Genomic DNA, 25,198 nt, shown 5'->3' with positions numbered 1-25,198 from the left:
TTTTCTTGCCGCTGATGCACGTCTGACCATGAGAATCATTGAGGAGCACACCCGATGGCAGCACCCAAACGTATCGCGCTGGTGACCGGCGCAGGTTCCGGCATCGGCCGGCAGATCACCCTGGCCCTGCTGCGTGAAGGCTATGGCGTGGCCCTGGCCGGGCGTCGCCTGGAGGCGCTGGAAGAGACCGTCAAGCTGGCCGGCGAGCATGGCAACAACGCGCTGGTGGTATCGGCCGATGTGACCGATCCGGTCTCGGTGAAGCAATTGTTTGGCAAGACCCGCGAACGTTTCGGGCGCCTGGACCTGCTGTTCAACAATGCAGGTATTTTTGCGCCGCCGGTGTCGCTGGAAGAGTTGAGCGTGGAGCAGTGGAAGGCGGCGGTGGACATCAACCTCACGGGCGTGTTCCTGTGCACGCAGGAAGCCTTCCGCATCATGAAGGAACAATCGCCGCGCGGTGGCCGCATCATCAACAACGGCTCCATTTCGGCCCATGCACCGCGGCCATTTTCGGCCTCCTACACCGCGACCAAACATGCCATCACGGGCCTGACCAAGGCCACTTCGCTCGATGGCCGCGCCTATGACATCGCCTGCGGCCAGATCGACATCGGCAATGCCTCCACCGACATGACCACGCTCATGAAGAAGGGCACTTTGCAGGCCGATGGCTCGACCAAGGTCGAGCCGACCATGGATGCCGAACACGTGGCCCGTGCGATTCTCTACATGGATAGCTTGCCGCTGGAGGCCAATGTACAGTTCATGACGGTGATGGCGACCAAAATGCCGTATATCGGGCGTGGTTGAGTCATCAGCTCATCCATGAAAAACGCGCCGTCAGGAAAACCTGCGGCGCGTTTCTTATGGCGACCAGATCGTGGACGATCAGTCCGATCCAGCCTTCATGCCCTGCCACTCCGGCGTCAACTGCAAGGAAATCCCGAACATGTCCAGCACGCGCCCCAGCGTGTGATCGACCATCTCTTCCATCGAGGCCGGCCGTTGATAGAAGCCGGGCAACGGAGGAAAGATCACGCCACCCATTTCGGTGACGGCGGTCATGTTGCGCAGGTGGGCCAGGTTGAAGGGGGTTTCGCGCACCATCAGGACCAGGCGGCGGCGTTCCTTCAAGACCACGTCGGCAGCGCGGGTAATGAGGTTGTCCGACAGGCCGTGCGCCACGGCGGCCAGGGTCTTCATGGAGCAGGGCGCCACCACCATGCCGGTGGAGGCAAACGAGCCGCTGGCGATGCAGGCGCCGACGTCCCGCACGTTGTGTACCACGTCGGCCAGCGCGTCGACATCCTTGCGCCGCATGTCCAGCTCCTGGTGCAGGTTGAGCACGCCGGCTTCGGAGATCATCAGATGGGTCTGCACCTGGCCATGTTTGCGCAAGTGCTCCAGCAGCCGCACGCCATAGATGGCACCGGTGGCGCCGGTGATGGCGACAATCAGGCGTTGGCGGGGCTGGCTGGAAACAGGACTCACGAGATGAACACCCGGTCAGGGAGCAATCAGCCCTTGATCAGGGTCTGCAGTTCGCCCGAGGCGTACATCTCGCTCATGATGTCGGAGCCGCCGATGAATTCGCCCTTCACGTAGAGCTGGGGAATGGTCGGCCAGTTGGAGTATTCCTTGATGCCCTGGCGCACGTCCGGGCTTTCCAGCACGTTGACGGTGACGATGTTCTCGGCGCCGCTGGCCTTGAGCAACTGGATGGCCTTGCCGGAAAAGCCGCATTGCGGGAATTGCGCGGTGCCCTTCATGAACAGCACCACAGGGTTTTGGGTCACGGTTTCTTTGATCCAGGATTGGACGTCGCTCATGGCTATGCCTTTAAAAATGGGATTGCCGACATTATAGGGAAAAGCCAGCGTATGCGTTGGAAACGGCGGCTCATCGGGCCGTCCGCGCAGGGTCTTTTATTGCATAATGGAAATTATTTATATGATATGCAAGTCCGGCCCGGCAATGAAAAAGGGCGCTTGCGCGCCCCTTCCTCATGAGATTCCGATCTGCCGTCTCAGCGTCACTTCATGATGCGAGTCAGCCGATCGAAGTGGTCCGTTGCTTATGCCGCTCCGGCCACCGCATCAGCCGGCGTTTCGTCCGGCAGCCGCTTGGCCATGGAGTGGTGTTCCTGCAGCCGGTCCTTGTGCTTGATGACCTGGCGATCGAGCTTGTCGATCAGCGCATCGATGGCTGCGTAGAGGTCGTGTGCAATGCTTTCTGCATGTAGATCCTTCCCCTTGATGTGGACGTTGATTTCCGCTTTTTGGCGCTTTTCCTTTTCTGTGAGTTTATCTACGCTCAGGATCACGCTGACGTCGATCACGTTGTCGAAATGGCGCTTGATACGCGAGAGCTTGCTTTGCACGTATTCCCGGATGGCGGGGGTCAGTTCGAGGTGGTGTCCACTGATGGTCAGATTCATACAAGACTCCTATCGTGAAGTCACTGGAGGTTCGTGCAATCGATCCTTGCTGTAGCTGTACCACGGGCACGGTCTTCGTGTCGGATGGCATGGGCACCAGCGGAGATGCTTGCCTGAACACAGCAACGGTACTGCAGAAAAACTGAGGAAAAACTCAGAGGGACTTGCGGAGATTGACTGGCGGAATCTTCAACACTTCGCGGTATTTGGCGACTGTGCGTCGCGCGACCACCATGCCTTGTTCTGCCAGCATATCCGCAATCTTGCTATCGGATAATGGGGTCTGCGGGTTCTCGGCTCCTATCAACTGTTTGATCAGCGCCCGTATCGCGGTGGAGGAAGCTTCACCTCCGGTTTCAGTTGCGACGTGGCTACCGAAGAAGTACTTCAACTCGAACATGCCGTGCGGCGTAAGCATGTATTTCTGAGTTGTCACGCGAGAGATGGTGCTCTCGTGTAGACCCAGTGTATCAGCAATTTCACGCAGCACAAGGGGTCGCATCGCCACTGCCCCATGTGAAAAGAAGTTTCTTTGACGCTCCACAATAGCCTGCGCGACCCGCAAAATGGTATCGAAACGTTGCCGCATGTTCTTGATGAGCCACTTGGCTTCCTGCAACTGCGAAGAAAGCGAGCCCTCGCCCTTGGCCTGCTTGAGCGCGCTGGCATACATGGCGTTGACGCGCAGCTTGGGCATGACCTCATGGTTGAGCATGACCTGCCAACCGTTCTTTGTTTGTTTGACAATCACGTCCGGCACCACGTAGTCCGAGACATCACGCGCAAATTCCGCGCCCGGATGCGGACGACATTGACGGATGACGGCCTGCGCTTCGCGCAGGTCTTCGTCGTCGCAATCGAGGGCCTTCTTGATCTTGTTGAAGTCGCGTTGGGCAAACAGCGGCAGGTAGTCTTCCACGATGCGCAGCGCCAGCTTGCGCGTGACGAAGGCAATCTTGGGCAGGCGCCGGATTTGCAGCGCCAGGCATTCGCCGGCGTTACGCGCACCGACACCGGCCGGGTCAAGGCTCTGCAGCAGCTTCAGCGAGATCGACAGTTCTTCCAGGTCGATGCCCAGTTCTTCCGGCAGGCGCGCCAGGATCTCTTCCAGCGGCTCTTCCAGATAGCCGCTTTCGTCAAGCGCATCAGTAAGCAGCTCCAGCAGGGCACGGTCGCGCTGGGTGCGCGCGGTCACGCGAATCTGTTCCAGCAGGTGTTCGCGCAGGGTCAGTTCATGCGCTTCCAGTTGCGGCCGGGCATCCTCGTCCTCGGGCGACTTGCCGCTGCGTGCCACGTCGTCGAAGCTCCAGTCGGATTCACCGGTCACGCCGGTATCGGGACTGTTGTCCTGGTACTCGAAGCTGGATTCGCCATCGGCCGCGGCGGGGGCCGTGTCGCCACTGTTGTCGCCACCGGTGTCGGCCACGCCGCTGGACGGCGAGGCCGAGACGGCGCCGTCGGCCAAGAGGCGCACCGAATTGTCCAGCGCGTCATCGAGGCGTTCCAGCAGGGGATTGTCGGAGAGGATCTGTTCCAGTTCCTGGTGCAGTTCCAGCGTCGACAGTTGCAGCAGTCTGATCGACTGCTGCAGTTGCGGCGTCAATGCGAGGTGCTGCGAGGTACGTAACTGGAGCGACTGTTTCATCTTTCTTTCTGGAAGCGGCGTAGCCCGCTGGTTGCAATACCGTTGTGCTTGTCCGTGCTGTTTACATGCGGAAGTGTTCGCCCAGGTAGACCCGGCGCACCGACTCGTTGGCGATGATCTCTTCCGGATTGCCGCTGGCCAGCACCGTGCCCTGGTTGATGATGTAGGCGCGATCACAGATGCCCAGCGTTTCGCGCACGTTGTGGTCGGTGATGAGCACGCCGATGCCGCGTTCCTTGAGGAAACGCACGATGCGCTGGATCTCGATCACGGCAATCGGGTCGATACCGGCAAAGGGTTCGTCCAGCAGCACGAAGCGCGGATCGGTGGCCAGTGCGCGGGCGATTTCCACACGGCGGCGTTCGCCCCCGGACAGGGACAGTGCCTGGCTCTCGCGCAGTTTTTCGATTTGCAGTTCGTGCAGCAGGTTGTTGAGACGGCCTTCGATTTCGTCGCGCGAGAGCGCTTTGCCTTCCTCCTTGCGCAGTTCCAGCACGGCACGGATATTGTCTTCCACGCTCAGCTTGCGGAACACCGAAGCCTCCTGCGGCAGGTAGGACAGTCCCAGCGTGGCGCGCTTGTGGATCGGCAGGCGCGAGATAGGCGCACCGTCCAGGTCGATCTGGCCACCATCGGACGGTACCAGACCCACGATCATGTAGAACGAGGTGGTCTTGCCGGCGCCATTGGGGCCGAGCAGACCGACCACCTCGCCGCTGCGCACTTCCATGGAGACATCGCGCACCACCTGGCGCGCGCCATAGCTTTTCTTCAGGCCGCGAACGACCAGCGAGCTGGTTGCCATCGTCATTGGCCCTTTCCGTTCTGGCGGCGCGAGGCCGGCTGCGGGGGCGTCGCACCGGATGGTTGGGCCGGGGCGGCAGCGGGAGCCGGAGCCGGGGGCGGATTCTTGGGCTGGATCACGGCCGTGATGCGGCCCGCGCCCGGCTTGCTTTCGCCACTGGCGGTGTTGTTGACCGAATAGAACTCGGCCCGGCTGTCGTAGGAGATGAACTCGCCATTGACCTCATCGGTGATGCGGTCGCCATCCATGCGCTGGATATGGGCGCGCTGGAACAGCTTGGACACTTCGGTCTGTTCCGAATACTCGATGCGTTCGGCCTGGCCCTCGATCCACAGGTTAGGACCACCATCGCGCTTCTGGCGGAAGGTTGCCAGCGCACCCGGAGCGGCATACAGCACCGCGTTTTCATAACCGTACTGATCGGTTGTAAGGACCACGCGCCCGGCCTTGATGATCAGGGTGCCGCGGGTCATCACCACGTTGCCGGTGAAGGTCTTCACCTGACGCACGTCGTCATAGACCATCTGGTCTGCCTCAATGTTGGTGGGCTTGGTGGAGTCCGCCTTCTCGGCATGGGCCACGCCGCACACGGCAGCCAGCATCAGCATCGGCAGTAAGAATGAGCGTTTCATTGATTTCCTGTCTGGTCGGTTCTTGGCGTTCTTGTAGAGTGTCTGCCGGCTTAGCGTTTGGGCGTCCTGGTCTTGGGCGTGGGCTCGTAATAGCCTCGCACATTGCCGAACAACTGCACCACCTGGGTGGCGTTATTGGCCACCATGCCCACGCCGCTCAAGCGGGTCGTACCCATGGTCATGGTCACCGGCTTGTCGGTCTTGACGATTTCATCGTCCGGCAGCAACAGCAGGTATTGCGAGACCAGGTGCATTTGTTCGTGGCCCTTGTAAGGGGCGCGGATCGCATTGGCGTTGCCGTACATATGGATCTGGGTCTGGTCATCGGTCACGCGTGCAGTGTCCGAATACAACTGCATGGGCGCCTGGTCCTGGTCCAGGTTATGCACCACCGGCTTGGTGATTTCGAAGGAGTCATCGCTGGGGAAGTGGACCATCTTGACGCCGGAGACATCATAGCGCGGCAGGCCCGTCGGTCCCATCTTCACGTAGCTGAAGTTTTCCAGGTAGTAATCCGGCTTGCCGCGTGGGCGCTGGGCCGGCTGCTGGTCGCCGGTGGCGCGCAGGGCTTGCAGCACCCAGAAGCTGCCCAGCGCTGCGCCAATCAGGATCACCAGGATCACTGCCAGGCGGATGCGTTCGGCAGCGCGTTCGCCGCTGCGGCCGTTCATGCCAGGTACGGCGCCAGCGCCGCCTCGTAGTTACCCTGGGCGGCCAGCACCAGGTCGCAGATTTCGCGCACGGCGCCATGGCCGCCGCTGGCCTGAGTCACATAGTCGCAGCGCGACTTCACCTCGCGGTGACCATTGGCTACGCACGCCTTGAAGCCCACGCGCGTGAGCACCGGCAGGTCGATGATGTCGTCACCCAGATAGCCGCAAGCAGCGGGTGCCAGTTGCAGTTGCTGCAGCAATTGCTCGAAGGCCTGGCGCTTGTCGTGCACGCCCTGGAACACGTGGGCAATGCCCAGGTCGCGCGCGCGGCGCAGCACGTAGGGCGACTGGCGCGCAGTGATGATGGCCGCAGCCGTACCGTATTGCTGCATCAGCTTGATGCCGTGGCCGTCGAGGGCATTGAAGCGCTTGAAGGCTTCACCCTCTTCGCCATAGAACAGGCCGCCATCGGTCAACACGCCATCGACATCGAAGATCATCAGGCGGATGGTCGCAGCCTTGGCCAGCGCGAGCGCGGGCAGGGTGCTGGCGAAGGTGGGCGTAGTCATCAGATCACCTTGGCGCGGGTCAGGTCATGGATGTGCAGGGCGCCCGTGAGCACGCCGGCAGCATCGGTGACCAGTAACTGGTTGATGCGGAATTGTTCCATCAGCGCCACCGCATCCACGGCCAACTGGTCCTGGTTGACCGTCTGCGGATGGGCGTGCATGACCTCGGCGATGCTGAAGCCGGCGAAGTCCTGGCCACGTTCCAGCAGGCGGCGCAGATCGCCATCGGTAAACACACCGAGGGGGCGGAATTGCTCATCCACCACGGCCGTCATGGCCATGCCCTTGCGCGTGATTTCCATCAGCGCTGCCGACAGCGACACATCCGGTCGCACCGCCGGAATCGCTTCGCCGCTACGCATGACATCGCGCACATGGGTCAGCAGGCGGCGGCCCAGCGCACCACCAGGGTGGGAGCGAGCGAAATCTTCTTCCATGAAGCCGCGCGCATCCAGCAGCGACACCGCCAGCGCATCGCCCATGGCCAGCGTGGCCGTGGTGCTGGCCGTGGGTGCCAGGTTGAGGGTACAGGCTTCCTGCGCGACGCCGACGTTGAGGTGTACAGCGGCCATGCCGGCCAGGCTGGAGTCGTCATTGCCGGTCATGGCGATGATCACTGCCCCCATGCGTTTGATGATGGGGACGATGGCCAATAGTTCGGCGGTTTCGCCGGAGTTGGAGATGGCGATGAACACATCCTTGGGCGTGACCATGCCCAGGTCGCCATGGGCCGCCTCGGCCGGATGCATGAACAACGCGGGAGTGCCGGTGGAGGCCAGGGTGGCGGCGATCTTGCGGCCGATGTGGCCGGACTTGCCAATGCCCGAGACGACCGCGCGTCCCTGGCATTGCAGCAGAGCTTGTACGGCCAGGGCCAGCGGCTCGGCGTGGTCGTCGCGCAGGCGATTCTTCAGGGCCAGGATGGCATCGGCTTCGATCTGCAGGGTCTGGCGCGCCAGTTCGATGGCGCGACGGGCAGCCCCGGCCGAAAAAGATGCAGGCGTGGTTTTGTCATCGGTTACACTCATAACCGAAGTATAAACGAATTAGCAAAGCAAAAAACTTGCCAGATGTAAGGGAGTGCTGCTGGACTGGATGCGACATGAAGGCTTGCGTCGCGCCGCAGCATGGCTGCAAGGGGGGAAGCACGTGGCTCATTGCTGGATATCGTCGGGCATCGCCATGATCGCAGGATATCGCTGCAGATCGAACAACTCTTCTGTTGTATCACAGCATGTATGAATACTTCTGGCTAGTTTAATGCTTGCCCGGTGCTGCTGTACTGCGCCTTTGTGCGGGTGGCTGGCGCGTTGTTATATTGTTAATTGCATTGATAAGAAACCCAACAAGCGATGTTTTCCGGACTGGAACTGACCCTCTTCCTCCTGGCTGCGGCCGTGCTCGGCGTGGTCGCATTTCGCATGATGCAGTTGCCGCCCATGCTGGGCTACCTGGTGGTGGGTATCATCATCGGCCCGCACGGCCTGGCCTTTGCCGAGGACAATGAAACCACCCACGCCCTGGCCGAGTTCGGGGTGGTGTTTTTGATGTTTTCCATCGGGCTGGAATTTTCGCTCTCCAAGCTCTCGGCCATGCGGCACATCGTCTTTGGCCTGGGCGTGGCGCAGGTGGCCACCACCATTGCCGCCACCATGCTGCTAGCCTGGGCTGCGGCGATGTTCCTGCCACAGTTCCTCAACGTGAGCTGGCAGGCCGCCTTCGCCCTGGGGGGCGCGCTGACCATGTCTTCCACTGCCATCGTCTCCAAGCTGCTCACCGAACGGCTGGAGCTGGAAACCGAACACGGCCGCCGCATCCTGGGCGTGCTCTTGTTCCAGGATCTGGCCCTGGTGCCGCTGTTGATCGTGGTGCCGGCACTGGCCAACAATTCCGGCAGCATCATGGTCACGCTGGGCTGGGCGGTGGGCAAGGCGCTGGTGGTGCTGGCGCTGCTGCTGTTCTTCGGCAGCAAGCTCATGCGCGGCTGGTTCCGCATCGTGGTCAAGCGGCGCTCGCAGGAATTGTTCATGTTGAACCTGCTCTTGATCACGTTGGGAGCGGCCTGGATCACCGAGAAGGCCGGCCTGTCGCTGGCCCTGGGCGCCTTCATCGCCGGGATGCTCATCTCCGAGACCGAGTTCAAACATCAGGTGGAAGAAGACATCAAGTCCTTCCGCGACGTGCTCCTGGGGCTGTTCTTCATCACCATCGGCATGTTGCTCAACGTGCGCACGCTCTACGATCACTGGTTCCTGGCCTTGCTGCTGCTGACTGGCCCGGTGTTGCTCAAGTTCGCCCTCATCGCCGGCCTGGCGCGTTTGTTTGGTTCCACCACCGGCGTGGCGCTGCGCGTGGGCCTGGGTCTGGCGCAGGCTGGTGAATTCGGTTTCGTGCTGTTAAGCCAGGCCGGTGGCCTCAAGCTGGTGGACCCGCTGCTCATCCAGGTGATCCTGGCAGCCATGGTGCTCTCGATGCTGGCCACGCCCTTCATCCTGGCCAAGTCCGACGCCATCGTCATGAAATTCTCGGCCAATGAATGGATGCTGCAATCGCTGGCCCTCACCCAATTGGCCACCCGCACCATGGGAGTGCAAAAGCACGTGATCATTGCCGGCTTCGGCCGCAGCGGTCAGAGTCTGGCGCGGCTGCTGGAAGAAGAGGGCATTCCCTACCACGCGCTGGAGATGGACCCGGAACTGGTGCAGGACGCCCGCAATGGGGGCGCCAGCGTCTCCTACGGCGACGCCGCCCGGCGCGAGAGCCTGGTGGCGGCCGGCATCCATCGTGCTGCCGCCCTGGTGGTGACCTATGCCAGCACACCGTCGGCGCTGAAGGTCTTGCATCACGCCCATGAACTGGAGCCGGAGTTGCCGGTGATCGTGCGCAGCCATGATGATGCCGACCTGGAAAAACTGCTCGCCGCTGGCGCCACCGAGGTCGTGCCGGAAGCGCTGGAAGGCAGCCTGATGCTGGCCTCGCACGCACTGGTGATGCTGGGCGTGCCGCTGCGGCGTGTGGTGCATCGCGTGCAGGATGCGCGCGATGAGCGTTATGCCTCGCTGCGTGGCTACTTCCACGGCATGTCCGACGCCGAAGCCGATGGCGTGGGCATGAATGTGCGACTGCAATCGGTGACCCTGATCGGCGGCGCCAGCGCAGTCGGGCACACCCTGGCCGAGATCGACCTGGCGGGGCAATGCGGGGCCGAGGTCGCCATGCTGCGACGGGGCAAGCAACGGGTCGAGGCCCCCGAGCAGACCGTGCTCATGGCCGGCGACATCGTGGTTCTGCGCGGCAGCTCGGAGAGTATTCTGCGCGCCGAAAAGCGCTTGTTGAGCAAGTAGTTAGTTGGCAAAAAATTCATATCGTCAGTGTGTTTCGGCTCTGTATTGCCCGGCCGAGCACAAATCTCTTCATATCCTGAGCTAAAACCTATTCTCCTGGTACGGGAAATGCTAGTGTTTCCGTGCGGCAGCAAAGCGCCCCATCGGCACCCTGCACGCATGAGGACTACGGGTTCACACAATGAACTCGTTGTAGAGAAAACAAGAGAGAAGTCCAGGAGAAACATGTTCAGTAAATTAAGCATCAGGTCGCGCCTGATTTTCGTCATCGCTTTTCTCGCCTTGCTGCTGGTGGCCTCGGGAGTATTGGGGGTGATCAGCCTGCGTTCTACCAACGCCCAGATGGGTTCGCTCTATGAAGACCGCCTGGTGGCCTTGTCCCAACTGGAGCGCATGTCGGCCGCGCTGGATGCGGCGCGTAACGGTATTTCCACCTCCATCGTCGGCGACTCCGGTGACATCGACGCCAATATGGACAAGATCGAAAAAGCCCTCAAGGCCAATGACGCCGTCGTCATGAAATACCAGCAGACGCCGCTCTCCAGCGAGGAACGGGCACTGCTGGAAAAGATGATTGCGCAGCGCCAGAAGTTCGTGGTCGAGGGCATCAAGCCGGCCACCGAGGCCTTGCGCAACCGCGACTTCCAGGGGGCCATCGAGCTCTATGGCGGCGTCATGCTCAAGCTCTATGCCGAGGCCCATGCCACGCTGGCGCAATTGATGGACTTGCAGCGCAGCGTCGGGCGCGAGATGCATGAACAAGCCCAGCAGCGCTATCAGACCCTGCTGGTGATCATGGGCGTGGCCATGCTGGCCGGCCTGGTGGTGGCGTTGTTGATGGGGGGCTTGCTGGTCCGTGCCATCTCGCGCCCATTGCAGCGCGCCGTCAAGGTGGCACAGGGGGTGGCTGCCGGCGATCTGACCCAGCGCATCGAAGTGCATAGCCAGGATGAAACCGGCCAACTGATGCAGGCCCTGCAGCAGATGAACGACAACCTGCAAGGCATCGTGGGCCAGGTGCGCCTGAGCACGGACACCATTGCCACCGCCTCCAGCGAGATCGCGCACGGCAACCTCGACCTGTCTTCGCGCACCGAGCAACAGGCCGGCGCTCTGGAAGAGACCGCCTCGGCCATGGAACAACTGACCTCCACCGTGCGCGCCAATGCCGAAAACGCCCAGCAAGCCAAGCAACTGGCGCACTCGGCTTCGGAAGTGGCAGTGCGCGGTGGTCAGGTGGTGCGCCAGGTGGTCGACACCATGAGTTCGATCAACCAGTCCTCCAACAAGATCGTGGACATCATCAGCGTGATCGATGGCATCGCCTTCCAGACCAATATCCTGGCCTTGAATGCCGCCGTGGAAGCCGCGCGTGCCGGCGAGCAGGGGCGGGGGTTTGCGGTGGTGGCTTCCGAAGTGCGTTCGCTGGCCCAGCGCTCAGCCGCCGCGGCCAAGGAAATCAAGGTGCTCATCGATGATTCGGTCACCCGTGTCGGTAGTGGCAGTGCCCTGGTGGCACAGGCTGGCGCGACCATCGATGAAGTGGTCCACAGTGTGCAGCAGGTCAGCGCCGTGGTCACCGAGATCAGTGCGGCGGGTCAGGAGCAGAGCCAGGGCATCGAGGAAGTCAACCGCGCCATCACCCAGATGGATGAAAGCACCCAGCAGAACGCGGCGCTGGTGGAGCAGGCGGCCGCTGCCGCGCAAGCCATGCAGGAACAGGCTGCGCGCCTGTCGGCAGCGGTCAGCGTGTTTCGCCTGAATGGCCCGGCGCTGCCCGGCCCGGCAGCAGGCGTGAGCGCTCAGGCGGCCATGGCCTTGCCGGGCAAGGAAGAACTGCTGCTGCACTGAGTTCGCAGCGTTTCAATAGCGCAGGCCCGGCGCGGTGTGGCCGGGCGTTGCACGCGGTCAGGACCGGTCGGCAAATGTCAGCCTATGCGCCAGGACTTGCGCAACACTTCTCCTATTGGTGTTCACGAAACAAGATAGGAGAACGTGTTGGACAAGCCGATCACAATGCCTTCCGCGGGCCAGTCTGGACTGGCAAAGATCCTCGCCAAGTTGAGCATCCGCGTGCGCCTGATGCTGGCCATGGGTTTCCTGGCGGTCCTGCTGGTCAGTTCGGGGACGGTGGGCCTGGTGGCCATACGCGCGAGCAATCATCAGATGCGTTCGCTCTATGAGGACCGGCTGGTGGCCTATGCCTACCTGGAAGAGATCGAGTCGCTGCTGGAGGGGAGTAACAACGGTATCTACGGCATCATCACGCTGGACTCCAGCGAAGGCTGGAACCCCGATGAAATCGACCAGCGCCTGGATAAGATCGAAAAGAGGCTGGGCACGGTGGCCCCGGTCATCAAGTCCTACCAGGCCACTTACCTCACTGCCGAAGAGGCGCTGCTGCTGGATAAATTCCTCGGCTTGCGGCAGCGCTTCGTGCAAGAGGGGGTACAGCCCGCCATCGCCGCCCTGCGCAAGCGCAGTTTCCAGACGGCCGACGATATTCATGGCGGTGCCATGCGCAAGATATGGGAGGAGACCCGCGCCACCCTGGATCAATTGAAGGAACTGCAGATCCGCGTTGGGCGTGAGCTCTACGAAAAGGAGCAGGACGATTACGCCCGCCTCATGTTCATCGTCAGCTCGGCGATGGTAGCGGGCATCGTGCTGGCGGTGTTGGAGGCGATGCTGTTGATCCGGGCCATCTCGCGGCCGCTCGGCCAGGCGGTCGAGGTGGCGCAAGCGGTGGCCGCAGGCGACCTGAGCCGAGAAGTGATGGTGCGCAGTCAGGATGAAACCGGCCAGGTGATGCAGGCCCTCAAGGAAATGACGGCGCGCCTGCATCACATCGTCAGCACCGTGCGCGCCAGCACCGATACCATCACCAAGGCTGCGCACGACATCGCCAGTGGCAACCAGGACCTGGCGGCGCGCACCGAACAGCAGGCCGCTTCGCTGGAAGAGACGGCTTCAGCCATGGCCCAGCTCACCTCTACCGTCAAGCAGAACGCCGATAACGCCAGCCAGGCCAACCAACTGGCGGCCTCAGCCTCGGAAGTGGCCACGCGCGGCGGAGACGTGGTGCGTGAGGTGGTCGATACGATGACCTCGATCAATCAGTCCTCCAACCGCATCGTCGACATCATCGGCGTGATCGATGGCATCGCCTTCCAGACCAATATCCTGGCCTTGAATGCCGCCGTGGAAGCGGCGCGTGCCGGCGAGCAGGGGCGCGGCTTTGCGGTGGTGGCCGCCGAGGTGCGCTCGCTGGCCCAGCGGGCCGCAGCCGCCGCGCGCGAGATCAAGGACTTGATCGATGATTCGGTGGACAAGGTCGGCAAGGGTTCGGCCCTGGTGAACCAGGCCGGGCAGACCATGGAAGAGGTGGTGCACAGCGTGCGCAAGGTGACCGACATGGTGGCCGAGATCAGCGCTGCCAGTCAGGAGCAGAGCAATGGCATCCAGGAAGTGGATCGTGCCATCGTGCTCATGGATAGTTCTACCCAGCAGAATGCGGCGCTGGTCCAGCAGGCTACGGCAGCGGCCACGGCCCTGCAGCAGCAGGCACAGAAGCTGGAACAGGCCTTGTGCGTGTTCCGGCTCGATGACCTAGGGCCTGTTCACACTTAATCTGCGAGATGCGTTGCCACCACGCCTTCTGGGGGCAACCCTCCGGGAGAGGCCGCCAAGCGTCGCCTGCCGTTGTTGCAGCTCCTTGCCGTAGCACCACTACGGCGCGTCGCCGCGCCTAGGCAGACAACGCTTGGCGACCTCTCGCACTCGCAGATTAAGTGTGAACAGGCCCTAAACCGTACCGGTACGGTGACCTCAGTGCCGCCAGTACAGTCGCATCAGGTGTCCAGGGCCACATCCTCCGACGCTGCCGAACGGGTACCCGGCAAGGGTGGGTTGCTTTTGCCGTGATAGGCAAACACTGCCGAACACTTGACCTGGTCACTGTCATTACGGCCAGCGGCATGGAACAGCCCACTATGGAACAGCACCACGTCGCCCGGGTCCAGTGACAGGGCGATACCCTGCTCGAACAGGGCCTGGTTGGCCGGCACATCCGGGCGCAGGAAGTCCAGTTCATCCATCTGTTCGGGCTGCAGCTTGAGCTTGTGCGAGCCGGGGATGAACTTGAGCGCGCCGTTTTCGGGTGTTTCTGCGCCCAGCGCCAGCCACACCGAAATCAATTCATTGCGCGGGAAGGACCAGTAACGGATGTCACGATGCCAGCCGGTGGCTGTGCCAAAGGCTGGATGCTTGGTCATCACGCAATTGTGGTGCGCCAGGGTGATGCAGACCGGTTCTTCCAGCAGCTGGTGCAGCATCGCCACTAATTGCGGGGCGCCGGCCCATTGGCGATACACCGGATCGCGCTGCCAGGCCGCACGCAGGCGCCGCGCAGTACGGCCGCCTTCGGCTTCCAGCGAGGCGGGGGCACCGGCGTAGCCGACCTCGGCTTCGTATTCCAGCGGGGCGACGGCGCGTTGCAGGTGGTCCTGGGTGACGGCGAGCATCTGCTCGCGCAGATCGGCCGGGACCATGTCCGGCAACAGCAGATAACCCTGTTCGCGGAAGAAGGCGACCTGGGCGGGGGACAGCGGGTTCGACATGATGGACTTTCGGGGTTGCACGGCGAGCCGTCCATGGTGGACGGACCCGCCTCGATAGTGCGCCGGATGGCGGCCAGGAGCATGACTGTATGCCTTGGCCAGCGCCGCGCAAGATACAGATGGCCTGCTTTTCTGTATCGTTTGCGCGGGCGCAAGTCCGGACTTATTTTTTTACTTCGTTTTCTTCTTCAACAGGGGCGCCAGGTATTTGCCGGTGACGCTGGCCGGGTTCCTGGCCACCTCTTCCGGGGTGCCGGCCGCCACAATGCGGCCACCGCCGGCACCGCCCTCGGGACCCAGGTCGATGATCCAGTCGGCAGTCTTGATGACGTCCAGGTTGTGCTCGATGATGGTCACCGTATTGCCCTGGTCGCGCAGGCGATGGATCACCTTGAGCAGCAGGTCGATATCGTGGAAGTGCAGGCCGGTGGTCGGTTCATCCAGGATGTAGAGCGTGCGGCCGGTATCGCGCTTGGACAGTTCCAGCGACAGCTTCACGCGCTGCGCTTCGCCGCCCGAGAGCGTGGTGGCGCTTTGGCCCAGCTTGATGTAGCCCAGGCCCACGTCCAAGAGCGTCTGCAGCTTGCGGGCGATCAGCGGCACGGGTTTGAAGAACTCGTGCGCGTCTTCCACCGTCATGTCGAGGATCTCGGTGATGTTCTTGCCCTTGTACTGTACTTCCAGCGTTTCGCGGTTGTAGCGCTTGCCATGGCAGACGTCGCAGGGCACGTACACGTCCGGCAGGAAGTGCATCTCCACCTTGATGACGCCATCCCCCTGACAGGCTTCGCAGCGACCACCCTTGACGTTGAAGGAGAAGCGCCCGGCGCTGTAACCGCGTTCCTTGGCCATGGGCACGGTGGCAAACAGATCGCGGATCGGGGTGAACAGTCCGGTATAGGTGGCCGGGTTGGAGCGCGGAGTACGGCCGATGGGGGCCTGGTCCACTGCAATCACCTTGTCGAAGTGTTCCAGTCCACCGATGGCTTCGTGCGCAGCCGGTTCGGTTTGCGAACCGTACAGGTGGCGTGCCGCCGACAGGTACAGTGTGTCGTTGACCAGGGTCGACTTGCCCGAGCCGGACACGCCGGTCACGCAGGTCAGCAGGCCCACCGGCAATTCCAGGTCGACATTCTTCAGGTTGTTGCCAGTGGCGCCGGTGATGGTCAACATGCGCGACTCATCGCACGGCGTGCGCTTCTTGGGGACCGCAATTTCCAGCGAGCCGTTCAAATACTTGGCAGTCAGCGACTTCTTGTTCTTGAGGATGTCCGGCAGCGGGCCATGGGCGATCACGTCGCCGCCATGCACGCCGGCACCGATGCCCATGTCGACTACATAGTCGGCGGTGCGGATGGCGTCTTCATCGTGTTCCACCACCAGCACGGTGTTGCCGATGTCGCGCAGGTGTTTCAAGGTTTCGATGAGGCGGTCGTTGTCGCGCTGGTGCAGGCCGATGGAAGGCTCGTCCAGTACATACATCACCCCGGTCAGGCCCGAGCCGATCTGCGAGGCCAGGCGGATGCGCTGGGCTTCGCCGCCGGAGAGCGTGTCGGCACTGCGTTCCAGCGAGAGATAGTCCAGGCCCACGTTGTTGAGGAAGGTCAGGCGCGAGACGATTTCCTTGATGATGCGGTCGGCGATTTCCTTCTTGGCGCCGGTCAGCTTCAGGGTCTCGAAGAAGGACAGTGTCTCGCGCAGCGGCGTGGCGGCGACCTCATAGATGGCGCGCTGCTGCTTGCCGGTACCGACCTTCACATAGCGCGCTTCCACCCGCAGGCGGGCACCGTGGCAGGACGGGCATTGCTTCTCGTTGATGAACTTGGCCAGTTCTTCCTTGACCGCCATCGAATCGGTTTCGCGATAGCGGCGCTGCAGGTTGTTGACCACGCCTTCGAAGGTGTGCTCCTTGACCACGGTGCGACCACGCTCGTTGACGTAGGCAAACGGAATGGCCTGGCGGCCCGAACCATACAGCACTACCTGTTGCGCCTTGTCATCCAACTGCTCGAAGGGCACATCGAGGTCGAAGTCGTAGAAGGCGGCGATGCTGGTCAACATCTGGAAGTAGAACTGGTTGCGGCGATCCCAGCCCTTGATGGCGCCCGAGGCCAGCGACAGGTTGGGGAAGGCGACGATGCGCTTGGGATCGAAGAATTCGATATGGCCCAGGCCATCGCATTCCGGGCAGGCACCCATCGGGTTGTTGAAGGAGAACAGGCGCGGCTCCAGCTCCTGCAGCGAATAGCCGCAGATGGGGCAGGCGAACTTGTTGGAATACAGGTGCTCCTTGCCGCTATCCATTTCGAGTGCGATGGCGCGGCCATCGGCCAGGCGCAGCGCGGTCTCGAAGCTCTCGGCCAGGCGCTGCTTGATCTCTGCCTTGACCTTCACGCGGTCGATCACGACGTCGATGGTGTGCTTCTCGGTCTTCTTCAGCTTGGGCAGTTCATCGACTTCATACACCTTGGCCGTACCGGTGCCGCTCTGGATGCGGAAACGCACGAAGCCCTGGGCCTGCATCTCCTCGAACAGGTCGGCGTGTTCACCCTTGCGATTGGCCACCACGGGGGCCATGATCATCAGCTTGGTGTCTTCCGGCAGTGCCAGCACGGCATCGACCATCTGCGAGACCGATTGCGCCTCCAGCGGATGTTCGGGGTGGTCGGGGCAATAGGGCGTACCGACGCGAGCGTACAGTAGGCGCAGATAGTCGTGGATCTCGGTGACCGTGCCCACGGTGGAGCGTGGGTTGTGCGAGGTCGCCTTCTGCTCGATGGAAATGGCCGGGGACAGGCCCTCGATCATGTCGACATCGGGCTTTTCCATCAGCTGCAGGAACTGGCGTGCGTAGGCCGACAGCGACTCCACGTAGCGGCGCTGGCCCTCGGCATAGAGGGTGTCGAAGGCCAGCGACGACTTGCCCGAACCAGACAGGCCGGTGATGACGATGAGCTTGTTGCGAGGGAGGTCTAGGTTGATATTCTTGAGATTGTGCGTGCGCGCGCCGCGAATGCGAATTTCTTCCATGGATGCCTTCAGCTAGGGGTTGCCTGCCCCCGCGTGCGATGACGCCGTGTGCGGAGCAGCGATGGGACAACATATAACTATAACAGGACTGCGAATGGCCGGCAGGCGGGCTGCAGTGGCAGGATACCCAGCTGGGAACACCTCGGCCAATTGAAAGCGGGGCAATGGAAAAAACCTCGGGTTTGACGCCCGGATGCCGCAGTAAATCGTTGAGGGCAGGCATGGAAAAGCCGGCGCATGGCCGGCTTGCTTTATCTAGCCCGCGCGCTGGTAGATCTTGAATAATTGTCCATCATCGCCGTCGCGACGGCCTTCCCAGAACAGGATCCAGTGTCCGTGGGGGCGTTTGTGCGCGCCGGGCATTTCCTGGATCACCCAGCGGCATTGGGTTTTGCGGTGGCCATCGATGGGCTGGTGGAGGATGCCGATGTAGTAATACAGCATCGGCGCTTCGGACTCACCCAGGCCCTGGCTGGCCATGCAGTCACCCTCGCGCCAGACTGGGCCGATCTTCGCCTTGAGATCGGCGTAGACATATTCATAGCTCTTGCCGTAATCGGCCCAGGGCAGCAGCAGTGTGAAGGCCAGGCCCCACATCAGCGTGATGCCGCCAAACCAGGAAAACGCGCCGCGCCACTTGCCGGCCAGGCGCAGCAGACCCAGCGAGCCTATCCACAGGATGCTCATGCTGCCGGCGGCCAGCAGGGCCAGCGGCTGGATGGGGGTGACGAAGTCCAGCGGCAGCCACTTGCCCATGAAGGCGATGGCCTGGTGTTGCTCGGCCGGCAGGGTGGAAATGAAGTAGGTGGCCCAGATGCCGATGGCCAGCAAGCCGAAGCCCAGCCGCGAGAGCCAGTCCCAGGCCAGGTGGAAGCCATCGGGCAGGCGCGGCAAGGCACGCGCACCCAGCATCGCCAGCGGTAGCAGGACCGGCAGCAGATACAACTGGCGTGCCGTGGCCGAGCTTTGCAGCACGGCCAGGCTGATGGCGGCGAAGGCCAGCGGCAGCGCCACCCGCGCGCTGCGGACCTGGCGCCAGTCGCCAGTGGCTAGCGCCAGCAAGGCCAGCAGCGAGCCGGGCAGGGCGAAACCGGCCAGCGCGCGCAGCACCACGGTGTGGTCATTGTCCGAGCCCAGCTTGTTGACCGAGAAGCCGAAGAAGCGGCCGACGTTGTTGTCCCAGAACCATTCCATGAACAGCGGCATCGAGTGCTGGGCCAGCAAGGTCGGCCAGATCACGAAGAAGGGCAGCGACACCAGCACTGCCGCTCCTATCATCTTCCAGTAGGAGCGCGTGCGGCAGGCCGGCACCATGGCACTCACCGCCATGGCGGTGGCAGCAAAGGTCAGCGGCACGAACAGCCCTTTGGCCATCATAGTGATGCCCACGCCCAGGCCGAACCAGACGGCGGCCGCCCAGGCCGGCGTGCGCCGTTCTTCATTCAGGGCCAGCGCCAGCAGGCCATAGGTGGCCATGGTGCCGCCGGTCACCAGCGCCACGTCGGTAAACATGTCATGGGCGTGCTTGACCATACCGGGCGAGCCGGCGAACAGGGCCAACGTAGCCAGGACCGGCAGGCTCATCAGGGTGCGCTGGTGCCACATCAGCTTGGCGATCCTGGCCACGAAGACCAGGCTCACCAGGTTGTAGAACACGCTGGCCAGGCGCGCCCCATCGTGGTACGGCAGCAGCGGATGCAACAGCTTGGCAAACAGCACCGCCGTCCAGTAATACAGCGGCGGCTTTTCCATGAAGGGCTGGCCGGCATTGGTGGGTACCAGATACTGGCCGGAGACCAGCATGTGATGGATCATGCCGAAGGAATAGGTTTCATCCTGTTTCCATGGCCCATGGCCGACGATGCCTGGCAGCAGCCAGGCCGCACCGGCCAGGACCAGCAGCAGCCAGGCGGCGCGCTCGGGCAGGGCGCGCCTGGTCGCGGCCGAGGCCGGTGCCGGTGCGGCAGTAAGCGTCGTGCCCGCCTTGTCTTCAGTGAGCGAATCGAATAGGAACATGCTGGATCTACGGATGCGAGCCGGCAGTGCCGCTCGCGCAATCATCAAAAACCGAAAACCCGAGCGCAGCAGGGGGGAGCACGCAGCCATCAGCGGCCCACTCACCCCAGGAGCGGTACCGTTAGCCATATCGCCAACCTCTGCGCATGGGTTTTCTCCCCTCTACGCGTGATTGCTTTATTTTTCTTGGTGAGGATTGCTGCCTATTGGAAATCTTCCTGATTCGGAAGTTGGCGGCTGTTATGATGCACTGCAGAAAAACGAGCAATACCGTATTTTGGCACAGCGCCTGCATTAAATGACAGGTTTGTAAGGAAACTTGTGAAGATTCGAGTCATTCCCGCCACGTTGCGGCCGCCCAGGATAGCAAGCAAGATTGATACAGCACATGGAAGCAGGGGATCCCGGAGGCTGCCGCCCCGGTCATCACGATGGGGCGGACTATCCTGTTACCATAACGCCTTTGCCCCCCAGCCCGGTTTCCATGACAGGCCGGGCAGCCGCCAACGCAACGCCAGCCACGATACGTATGTCTCACCACATCAGTTCTTCCGCACTGCCCGAAAAAACCGGCATGTCGCGCGCCGAGGTGCGCGCCAGTGCTTCCCTGGCCTCCATTTTTTCCCTGCGGATGCTGGGCCTGTTCCTGGTCCTGCCGGTGTTCGCGGTGCACGCGCACAGCCTGCCCGGCGGCGACAGCGACACGCTGGTCGGCGTCGCCCTGGGCATCTACGGCCTGGCCCAGGCGTGCGGCCAGATCCCTTACGGCATCGCCTCCGACCGTTATGGCCGCAAGCGCATCATCGTCATCGGCCTGTTGCTGTTTGCACTGGGTTCCTTCGTGGCGGCCGGCGCCCACAATGTGCTCTGGCTGCTGATTGGCCGTGCGCTGCAAGGCTCGGGGGCGATTTCGGCGGCCATCACCGCCTTCATCGCCGATTCCACCCGGGAAGAACACCGCACCAAGGCCATGGCCATGGTGGGCGCCTCCATCGGTGTCACCTTCGCCGTCTCGATGGTGGCCTCGCCCTTGCTCTACAAGTCCATCGGCATGGGCGGCATCTTTGGCCTGACCGGCGTGCTCTCGCTCATCGCCATCGCGGTGGTGCTGTGGGTCGTGCCGACTGCACCCATGGTGCAGGCCAAGCGCGTGCCGCTGCGCGAGGTGCTGCGCCATGCCGAATTGCTGCGTCTTAATTTCGGTGTATTTACCCTGCACCTGACCCAGGTCGCCATGTTCATGGTGGTGCCGGCGGCGCTGGTGCAGATGGCCGGCCTGCCCTTGGGGGAACACTGGAAGATCTACCTGCCGGTGGTGCTGGCCTCCTTTGTCCTGATGCTGCCGCCCATCATCGTGGCTGAGAAATATGGCCGCATGAAGTCGGTCTTCGTCGCTGCCATCAGCCTGATGCTGTTGGTACAACTGGGCTTCTGGGCGGTGCTGTCGCATCCGCTGGCGCATCTGTGGATGTTGGTGGGACTGCTGTTCCTGTTCTTTGTTGCCTTCAACATCTTGGAGGCGGCGCAACCTTCGCTGGTCTCGCGCATCGCTCCGCCTGCAGCCAAAGGTGCAGCATTGGGCGTCTACAACACCTTGCAGGCGCTGGGACTGTCCTGTGGCGGCGCGCTCGGCGGCTGGCTCAAACAGCATGTGAACAATTCCGCGGTCTTCCTCTTGTGTGCCGTGCTCACGGCGACCTGGCTTATAATCGCGGCTAACATGAAAAACCTGCCGCGCCGCGCTGCGCCGGTGGCGGGTGCAACAGCCTAAACGTATTGGAGAAACAATGGCATCGGTCAACAAAGTCATCATCGTCGGCAACCTGGGGCGCGATCCCGAAACGCGCTACATGCCCAACGGCGAAGCCGTCACCAACATCGCCGTCGCCACGACCGAAAGCTGGAAGGACAAGAACACCGGCGAAAAGAAGGAACTCACCGAATGGCACCGTATCACCTTCTACCGCAAGCTGGCTGAAATCGCCGGCCAGTACCTGAAGAAGGGCTCGCAGATCTACGTCGAAGGCCGCCTGCAGACCCGCAAGTGGCAGGACAAGGAAGGCGTGGAGCGCTACACCACCGAAATCATCGCCGACACCATGCAGATGCTGGGTGGCCGTCAAGGCGCCGGCGGTGGTGGCGGCATGGACGAAGGTAGCTACGGTGGTGGCGGTGGCGGCGGCTACGGCGGCGGTGCGCCGCGCCAGAGCGCCGGTGGTGGTGCAGCCGGTGGCGGCGCCCCGCGCCAGCAGCCGGCCCAACGCCCGGCGCCGAACTTCTCGGACATGGACGACGATATTCCTTTCTGATCGTACAAGATTAATTTTGTAAAGAAGTAGGCAGTCGATTCAATCGAACCTACTGTTTTATAAGATTTAATCCGGTTTTTACCGACCCCTCACTTCGTAAAGGAGTGAGGGGTTTTTGTTGAATTGCATTGAAATCTGACCCACTTTTGGAGTGAACCCCTCGGGCTGGACCAAGGCCAGGAGATGAAGTGATACGCTTGTCGAGCCTTCTCAGGAGGAGCGACATCATGGCATCACGAGGTCCATATCGGCGGCACAGCCCGCAATTCAAGATACAGATATGCAGCGATATCCGCAGCGGCAAAATTGGTCGACGCGAGGCACTCAAGACTCATAACTTGTCGGCCAATCTCATGCAGATGTGGCTAGGGCAGTTTGATCGCGGTGAGCTGGATGCAGAAGATGCTGCTGCGTCGACGGTTGCAGAGTACGAGGCACATATTGCCGCGTTGGAACGGAAGGTAGGCCAGCTGACGATGGAGTTAGATCTCCTTAAAAAAACGCCACGGTTACGACTCGTCAGCAACAACGAGAACTCATCGATCGTCAGCGGCCCCAAGCCTGCTCCATCCGACGAGGATGCCAAATGATCGATCTGCCGCGTAGCAGCTACTATTATCAGCCCAAGCCGGCTACTGCCGCACTCGGTGATGCTGAGTTGGCCCATCTGATAGAAGACATCCACGATGTATTCCCTGGCTATGGCTATCGTCGAATCACATTGGAATTGAGGGCACGCGGGCATGTGGTCAATCACAAGCGCGTAGCCAGGATCATGCGTGAGCACGAGGTATACGGCCATCATCGGCGCAGGTTCAAGCCAGTGGCCGGCTCTGAAACTGACGTCGCCGTCTTTCCTAATCACTATCAGAACATCATTCCAACGGAGCCAGATCGTGTCTGGGTTGCCGATATCACCTACATCCGAATAGCATCCGGCTTTATCTACCTGGCCGTTGTTTTGGATGCTTGCAGCCGCAAGGTAATCGGCTACGCTTTATCTAAGCGGATCGACACGCCTTTGGCCCTGGCCGCGCTGACGGCCGCCTACAGAATTCGCAAGCCGGCGCCAGGCACCTGCATTCACCATACGGATCGTGGGTGTCAATATGCCAGTGCCTTATACCGGGATTCTTTGGAGGAATTTGGTCTGATAGGATCGATGAGTGCTCCAGCCAATCCATATCACAACGCCCAGGCGGAGAGCTTCATGAAGACGCTTAAGGTCGAAGAGGTTTATCTGGCCGGATATGAGAAATTCGACGACGTGGCAGCGAGACTGCCATACTTCATCGAAGAGATTTACAACGAACGGCGTATGCACTCGGCGCTGGGCTATCAATCACCTAACCAGTTCGAAGCACAACTTGCTCGGCAAGCGGCTTAGTTTCTCGACCAACCTTGGTCCAGCCCGAGGGGTTCACTCCATTTCTCAGGAATTTTGCATCCTGAGTTGACCCATGTTTAGACCACAATCCCGCTCATGACAGCGAGCGGGAGAACGGGGTGATAAACGTGGCCCTACTTGGAATTATTCGACGCTGGTACATCAGAGACCATATCTCAATCCGGGAAATCGCCAGTCGCCTGGACATCTCCCGCAACACGGTTCGCCGTTATATTCGCTTAGACGCGATCGAACCAGCATCCCCAGCAAGGCATTCGCCTAGCTCTCTTGATGAGTTTGCTCCCAGGCTCTCCGCTTGGCTGAGCGCTGAATCCATTAAATCTCGCAAGCAACGAAGAACCCTGAAACAGATGTTCCTGGATCTGAAAGAACTGGGATATGAGGGGGCATAGCCAATTTTTCGGCGCACGATTGCAGCGCAAATGCGGCGATTGTGCAATGAAGTCAGGAGATGTCAGCCTTCCGCCTAATTGACAACGTTTAGTTGTCTTTCGGCAACAGTTTATTGTGTGCAGCAAATAATCCTCATGAATGATCACGTTCTTGTTTTGCGGGAAGATGCCCAGCAGTAAAATTCCGTAAAGAAATAAATCAAGAAATTACGTGGTTTTCAGGGGTGTATTTTGCGTATCAAAGGCAAGAAATATAAGTTTGCCAATATTTTGGCAGTTCTCTTATGGTCTATTTCAACGATCAGCAGTGCTCAGACGATCCAAAGCGGTGATAGCGAAGAGCAGCGAAGACGTGCACGCGCGGAGGCATCTGAGCGCGAAAGGCAGTTAGAGGCACCCAAGGTCAACTTGCAGGAAAAGGTTGACGCGCCTGATTCTCTGGCTTTGCCGACTGAATCGCCCTGCTTCAAAGTCGATAACCTCGTGCTGCACGTGCCGGAGCAACTGCCAGCATTGGCACAAGCCGCCGGCGCCAGCGCATTACCGCAAGATCCTTTTCGCTTCGCGCAGCAATATCTTGATCAATATGCCGGTCAGTGCGTTGGCAAGGATGGGTTGAATCTGATAGTCAAGCGGCTCACTGCCTTGATTTTGTCGAAGGGGTATAGCACGACCCGCCTCGGCATCGCTGCGCAGGACCTCTCCTCTCACAGACTCGAACTGACCTTGGTGCCGGGCATGATCCGTGCGATCAAGTTTTCTTCCGATGCTGCGGGTACCACTTGGAAAAGTGCTTTTCCCACTGGCCCAGGTCAGTTGCTCAATCTGCGAGATCTGGAGCAAGGTCTTGAGCAGATGAAGCGGGTACCCACCCAGGATGTCACGATGGAAATCGTTCCTGGGGAGCTCCCCGGCGAGAGCGACGTGGTCATCACCGTGAAGCGCAAAACACCGTGGAAGCTCACGGCCGCGCTGGATGACAGCGGCGCGAAGGGAACGGGCAAGTTGCAAAGCAGTGTCAACCTGGCCTGGGACAATCTCTTCGGCCTCAATGATCTGTTCAACATCGGTCTGAACACCGACGCGGACCGGCGGGGACAGCAACGCGGCACCCACGGTAGCAACATCTATTACTCGATTCCGTATGGCTATTGGACGTTCTCTGCTGCAGCGAGCACCTATGCCTATCATCAACAGATAGCCGGCCTGTTTCAGACCTTTGTCTCCAGCGGCAAGAGCCAGAATCTGGAATTCACCGTTCAACGGCTGCTCTATCGTGACCAGGTTGAAAAGCACAGCGTGCAATTCAAGGTCGCCACGCGCTGATTCAAAGTCT

The 25,198-nt window shown here is 61.1% G+C and carries 22 protein-coding genes; 10 read left to right on the top strand and 12 right to left on the bottom strand.

What is annotated here, in order from left to right; all coding sequences use genetic code 11:
• Positions 1-54 precede the first annotated feature (54 nt).
• Positions 55-813: an SDR family oxidoreductase gene (locus RC54_RS20855; RefSeq protein WP_058896753.1), complete on the top strand. Its 759-nt coding sequence runs from the start codon at positions 55-57 to the stop codon at positions 811-813.
• A gap of 78 nt (positions 814-891) precedes the next feature.
• On the opposite strand, the gene RC54_RS20850 is transcribed toward RC54_RS20855, so the two are convergent.
• From RC54_RS20850 to RC54_RS20810, 9 genes are all read right to left on the bottom strand, one after another.
• On the bottom strand, positions 892-1,494 hold the full coding sequence (locus RC54_RS20850; RefSeq protein ID WP_058896752.1) for a UbiX family flavin prenyltransferase: 603 nt from the start codon (positions 1,492-1,494) through the stop codon (positions 892-894).
• A 26-nt stretch (positions 1,495-1,520) separates the two neighbouring features.
• The gene (gene grxD, locus RC54_RS20845; protein ID WP_017452551.1) at positions 1,521-1,832 is read right to left on the bottom strand and encodes a Grx4 family monothiol glutaredoxin; all 312 of its coding nucleotides are present in this window, start codon (positions 1,830-1,832) and stop codon (positions 1,521-1,523) included.
• Between the two features lie 245 nt (positions 1,833-2,077).
• The gene (hpf, locus tag RC54_RS20840) at positions 2,078-2,440 is read right to left on the bottom strand and encodes a ribosome hibernation-promoting factor, HPF/YfiA family (RefSeq protein ID WP_017452550.1); all 363 of its coding nucleotides are present in this window, start codon (positions 2,438-2,440) and stop codon (positions 2,078-2,080) included.
• A gap of 154 nt (positions 2,441-2,594) precedes the next feature.
• Complete coding sequence (locus RC54_RS20835; RefSeq protein ID WP_058896751.1) at positions 2,595-4,085, bottom strand: RNA polymerase factor sigma-54; 1,491 nt, start codon at positions 4,083-4,085, stop codon at positions 2,595-2,597.
• A gap of 61 nt (positions 4,086-4,146) precedes the next feature.
• Positions 4,147-4,890 carry an LPS export ABC transporter ATP-binding protein gene (gene lptB / locus RC54_RS20830; RefSeq protein ID WP_174526117.1) on the bottom strand — a complete coding sequence of 248 codons (744 nt, stop codon included), beginning with the start codon at positions 4,888-4,890 and terminating at the stop codon, positions 4,147-4,149.
• A gap of 2 nt (positions 4,891-4,892) precedes the next feature.
• Positions 4,893-5,522: a lipopolysaccharide transport periplasmic protein LptA gene (gene lptA / locus RC54_RS20825; RefSeq protein ID WP_061789998.1), complete on the bottom strand. Its 630-nt coding sequence runs from the start codon at positions 5,520-5,522 to the stop codon at positions 4,893-4,895.
• Between the two features lie 50 nt (positions 5,523-5,572).
• Positions 5,573-6,193, bottom strand: coding sequence for an LPS export ABC transporter periplasmic protein LptC (lptC, locus tag RC54_RS20820; RefSeq protein ID WP_061789999.1), 621 nt, complete (start codon positions 6,191-6,193; stop codon positions 5,573-5,575).
• Positions 6,190-6,744, bottom strand: a complete 555-nt coding sequence (locus RC54_RS20815) for a KdsC family phosphatase (protein WP_058896747.1) — start codon at positions 6,742-6,744, stop codon at positions 6,190-6,192. The genes lptC and RC54_RS20815 overlap by 4 nt, the downstream gene beginning before the upstream one ends.
• Positions 6,744-7,772, bottom strand: coding sequence for a KpsF/GutQ family sugar-phosphate isomerase (locus RC54_RS20810; protein WP_061790000.1), 1,029 nt, complete (start codon positions 7,770-7,772; stop codon positions 6,744-6,746). The genes RC54_RS20815 and RC54_RS20810 overlap by 1 nt, the downstream gene beginning before the upstream one ends.
• 324 nt (positions 7,773-8,096) lie before the next feature.
• On the opposite strand from RC54_RS20810, the gene RC54_RS20805 reads away from it, so the two are divergent.
• The 3 genes from RC54_RS20805 to RC54_RS20795 all read left to right on the top strand — a co-directional run bounded on the left by RC54_RS20805 (position 8,097) and on the right by RC54_RS20795 (position 13,718).
• A complete protein-coding gene (locus RC54_RS20805) occupies positions 8,097-10,088 on the top strand; it encodes a monovalent cation:proton antiporter family protein (RefSeq protein WP_061790001.1) in 1,992 nt (663 codons plus the stop codon).
• A 225-nt stretch (positions 10,089-10,313) separates the two neighbouring features.
• Positions 10,314-11,939: a methyl-accepting chemotaxis protein gene (locus tag RC54_RS20800; protein WP_058896744.1), complete on the top strand. Its 1,626-nt coding sequence runs from the start codon at positions 10,314-10,316 to the stop codon at positions 11,937-11,939.
• A gap of 165 nt (positions 11,940-12,104) precedes the next feature.
• Positions 12,105-13,718, top strand: a complete 1,614-nt coding sequence (locus RC54_RS20795; protein WP_061790002.1) for a methyl-accepting chemotaxis protein — start codon at positions 12,105-12,107, stop codon at positions 13,716-13,718.
• Between the two features lie 221 nt (positions 13,719-13,939).
• Here the strand turns inward: RC54_RS20795 and RC54_RS20790 are convergent, their stop codons facing one another.
• The 3 genes from RC54_RS20790 to RC54_RS20780 all read right to left on the bottom strand — a co-directional run bounded on the left by RC54_RS20790 (position 13,940) and on the right by RC54_RS20780 (position 19,753).
• Positions 13,940-14,707: a phytanoyl-CoA dioxygenase family protein gene (locus RC54_RS20790; protein WP_061790003.1), complete on the bottom strand. Its 768-nt coding sequence runs from the start codon at positions 14,705-14,707 to the stop codon at positions 13,940-13,942.
• 171 nt (positions 14,708-14,878) lie between these two features.
• Positions 14,879-17,737: an excinuclease ABC subunit UvrA gene (gene uvrA / locus RC54_RS20785; protein ID WP_058896741.1), complete on the bottom strand. Its 2,859-nt coding sequence runs from the start codon at positions 17,735-17,737 to the stop codon at positions 14,879-14,881.
• Between the two features lie 255 nt (positions 17,738-17,992).
• Positions 17,993-19,753: an ArnT family glycosyltransferase gene (locus RC54_RS20780; protein WP_061790004.1), complete on the bottom strand. Its 1,761-nt coding sequence runs from the start codon at positions 19,751-19,753 to the stop codon at positions 17,993-17,995.
• A gap of 529 nt (positions 19,754-20,282) precedes the next feature.
• Here RC54_RS20780 and RC54_RS20775 point away from each other — a divergent pair.
• The 6 genes from RC54_RS20775 to RC54_RS20750 all read left to right on the top strand — a co-directional run bounded on the left by RC54_RS20775 (position 20,283) and on the right by RC54_RS20750 (position 25,188).
• Positions 20,283-21,524: an MFS transporter gene (locus RC54_RS20775; RefSeq protein WP_082686102.1), complete on the top strand. Its 1,242-nt coding sequence runs from the start codon at positions 20,283-20,285 to the stop codon at positions 21,522-21,524.
• Positions 21,525-21,540: 16 nt separating this feature from the next.
• The gene (gene ssb / locus RC54_RS20770; RefSeq protein ID WP_061790005.1) at positions 21,541-22,062 is read left to right on the top strand and encodes a single-stranded DNA-binding protein; all 522 of its coding nucleotides are present in this window, start codon (positions 21,541-21,543) and stop codon (positions 22,060-22,062) included.
• Between the two features lie 227 nt (positions 22,063-22,289).
• Positions 22,290-22,652, top strand: a complete 363-nt coding sequence (locus tag RC54_RS20765) for a transposase (RefSeq protein ID WP_061790760.1) — start codon at positions 22,290-22,292, stop codon at positions 22,650-22,652.
• Complete coding sequence (locus RC54_RS20760; protein ID WP_123020443.1) at positions 22,601-23,449, top strand: IS3 family transposase; 849 nt, start codon at positions 22,601-22,603, stop codon at positions 23,447-23,449. The genes RC54_RS20765 and RC54_RS20760 overlap by 52 nt, the downstream gene beginning before the upstream one ends.
• A 119-nt stretch (positions 23,450-23,568) precedes the next feature.
• Positions 23,569-23,862 carry an HTH domain-containing protein gene (locus RC54_RS26010; protein ID WP_082803179.1) on the top strand — a complete coding sequence of 98 codons (294 nt, stop codon included), beginning with the start codon at positions 23,569-23,571 and terminating at the stop codon, positions 23,860-23,862.
• A 231-nt stretch (positions 23,863-24,093) separates the two neighbouring features.
• Positions 24,094-25,188 (top strand): ShlB/FhaC/HecB family hemolysin secretion/activation protein, encoded by a 1,095-nt coding sequence (locus RC54_RS20750; RefSeq protein ID WP_244216391.1) that lies wholly within the window; start codon positions 24,094-24,096, stop codon positions 25,186-25,188.
• Positions 25,189-25,198 lie beyond the last annotated feature (10 nt).

Origin of the sequence: Herbaspirillum rubrisubalbicans, from assembly GCF_003719195.1 — a bacterium.
Classification (GTDB): Bacteria; Pseudomonadota; Gammaproteobacteria; order Burkholderiales; family Burkholderiaceae_D; genus Herbaspirillum; species Herbaspirillum rubrisubalbicans.
Note: the sequence above shows the minus strand (reverse complement) of the source record. Positions and strands in the feature narration are given on the sequence as shown.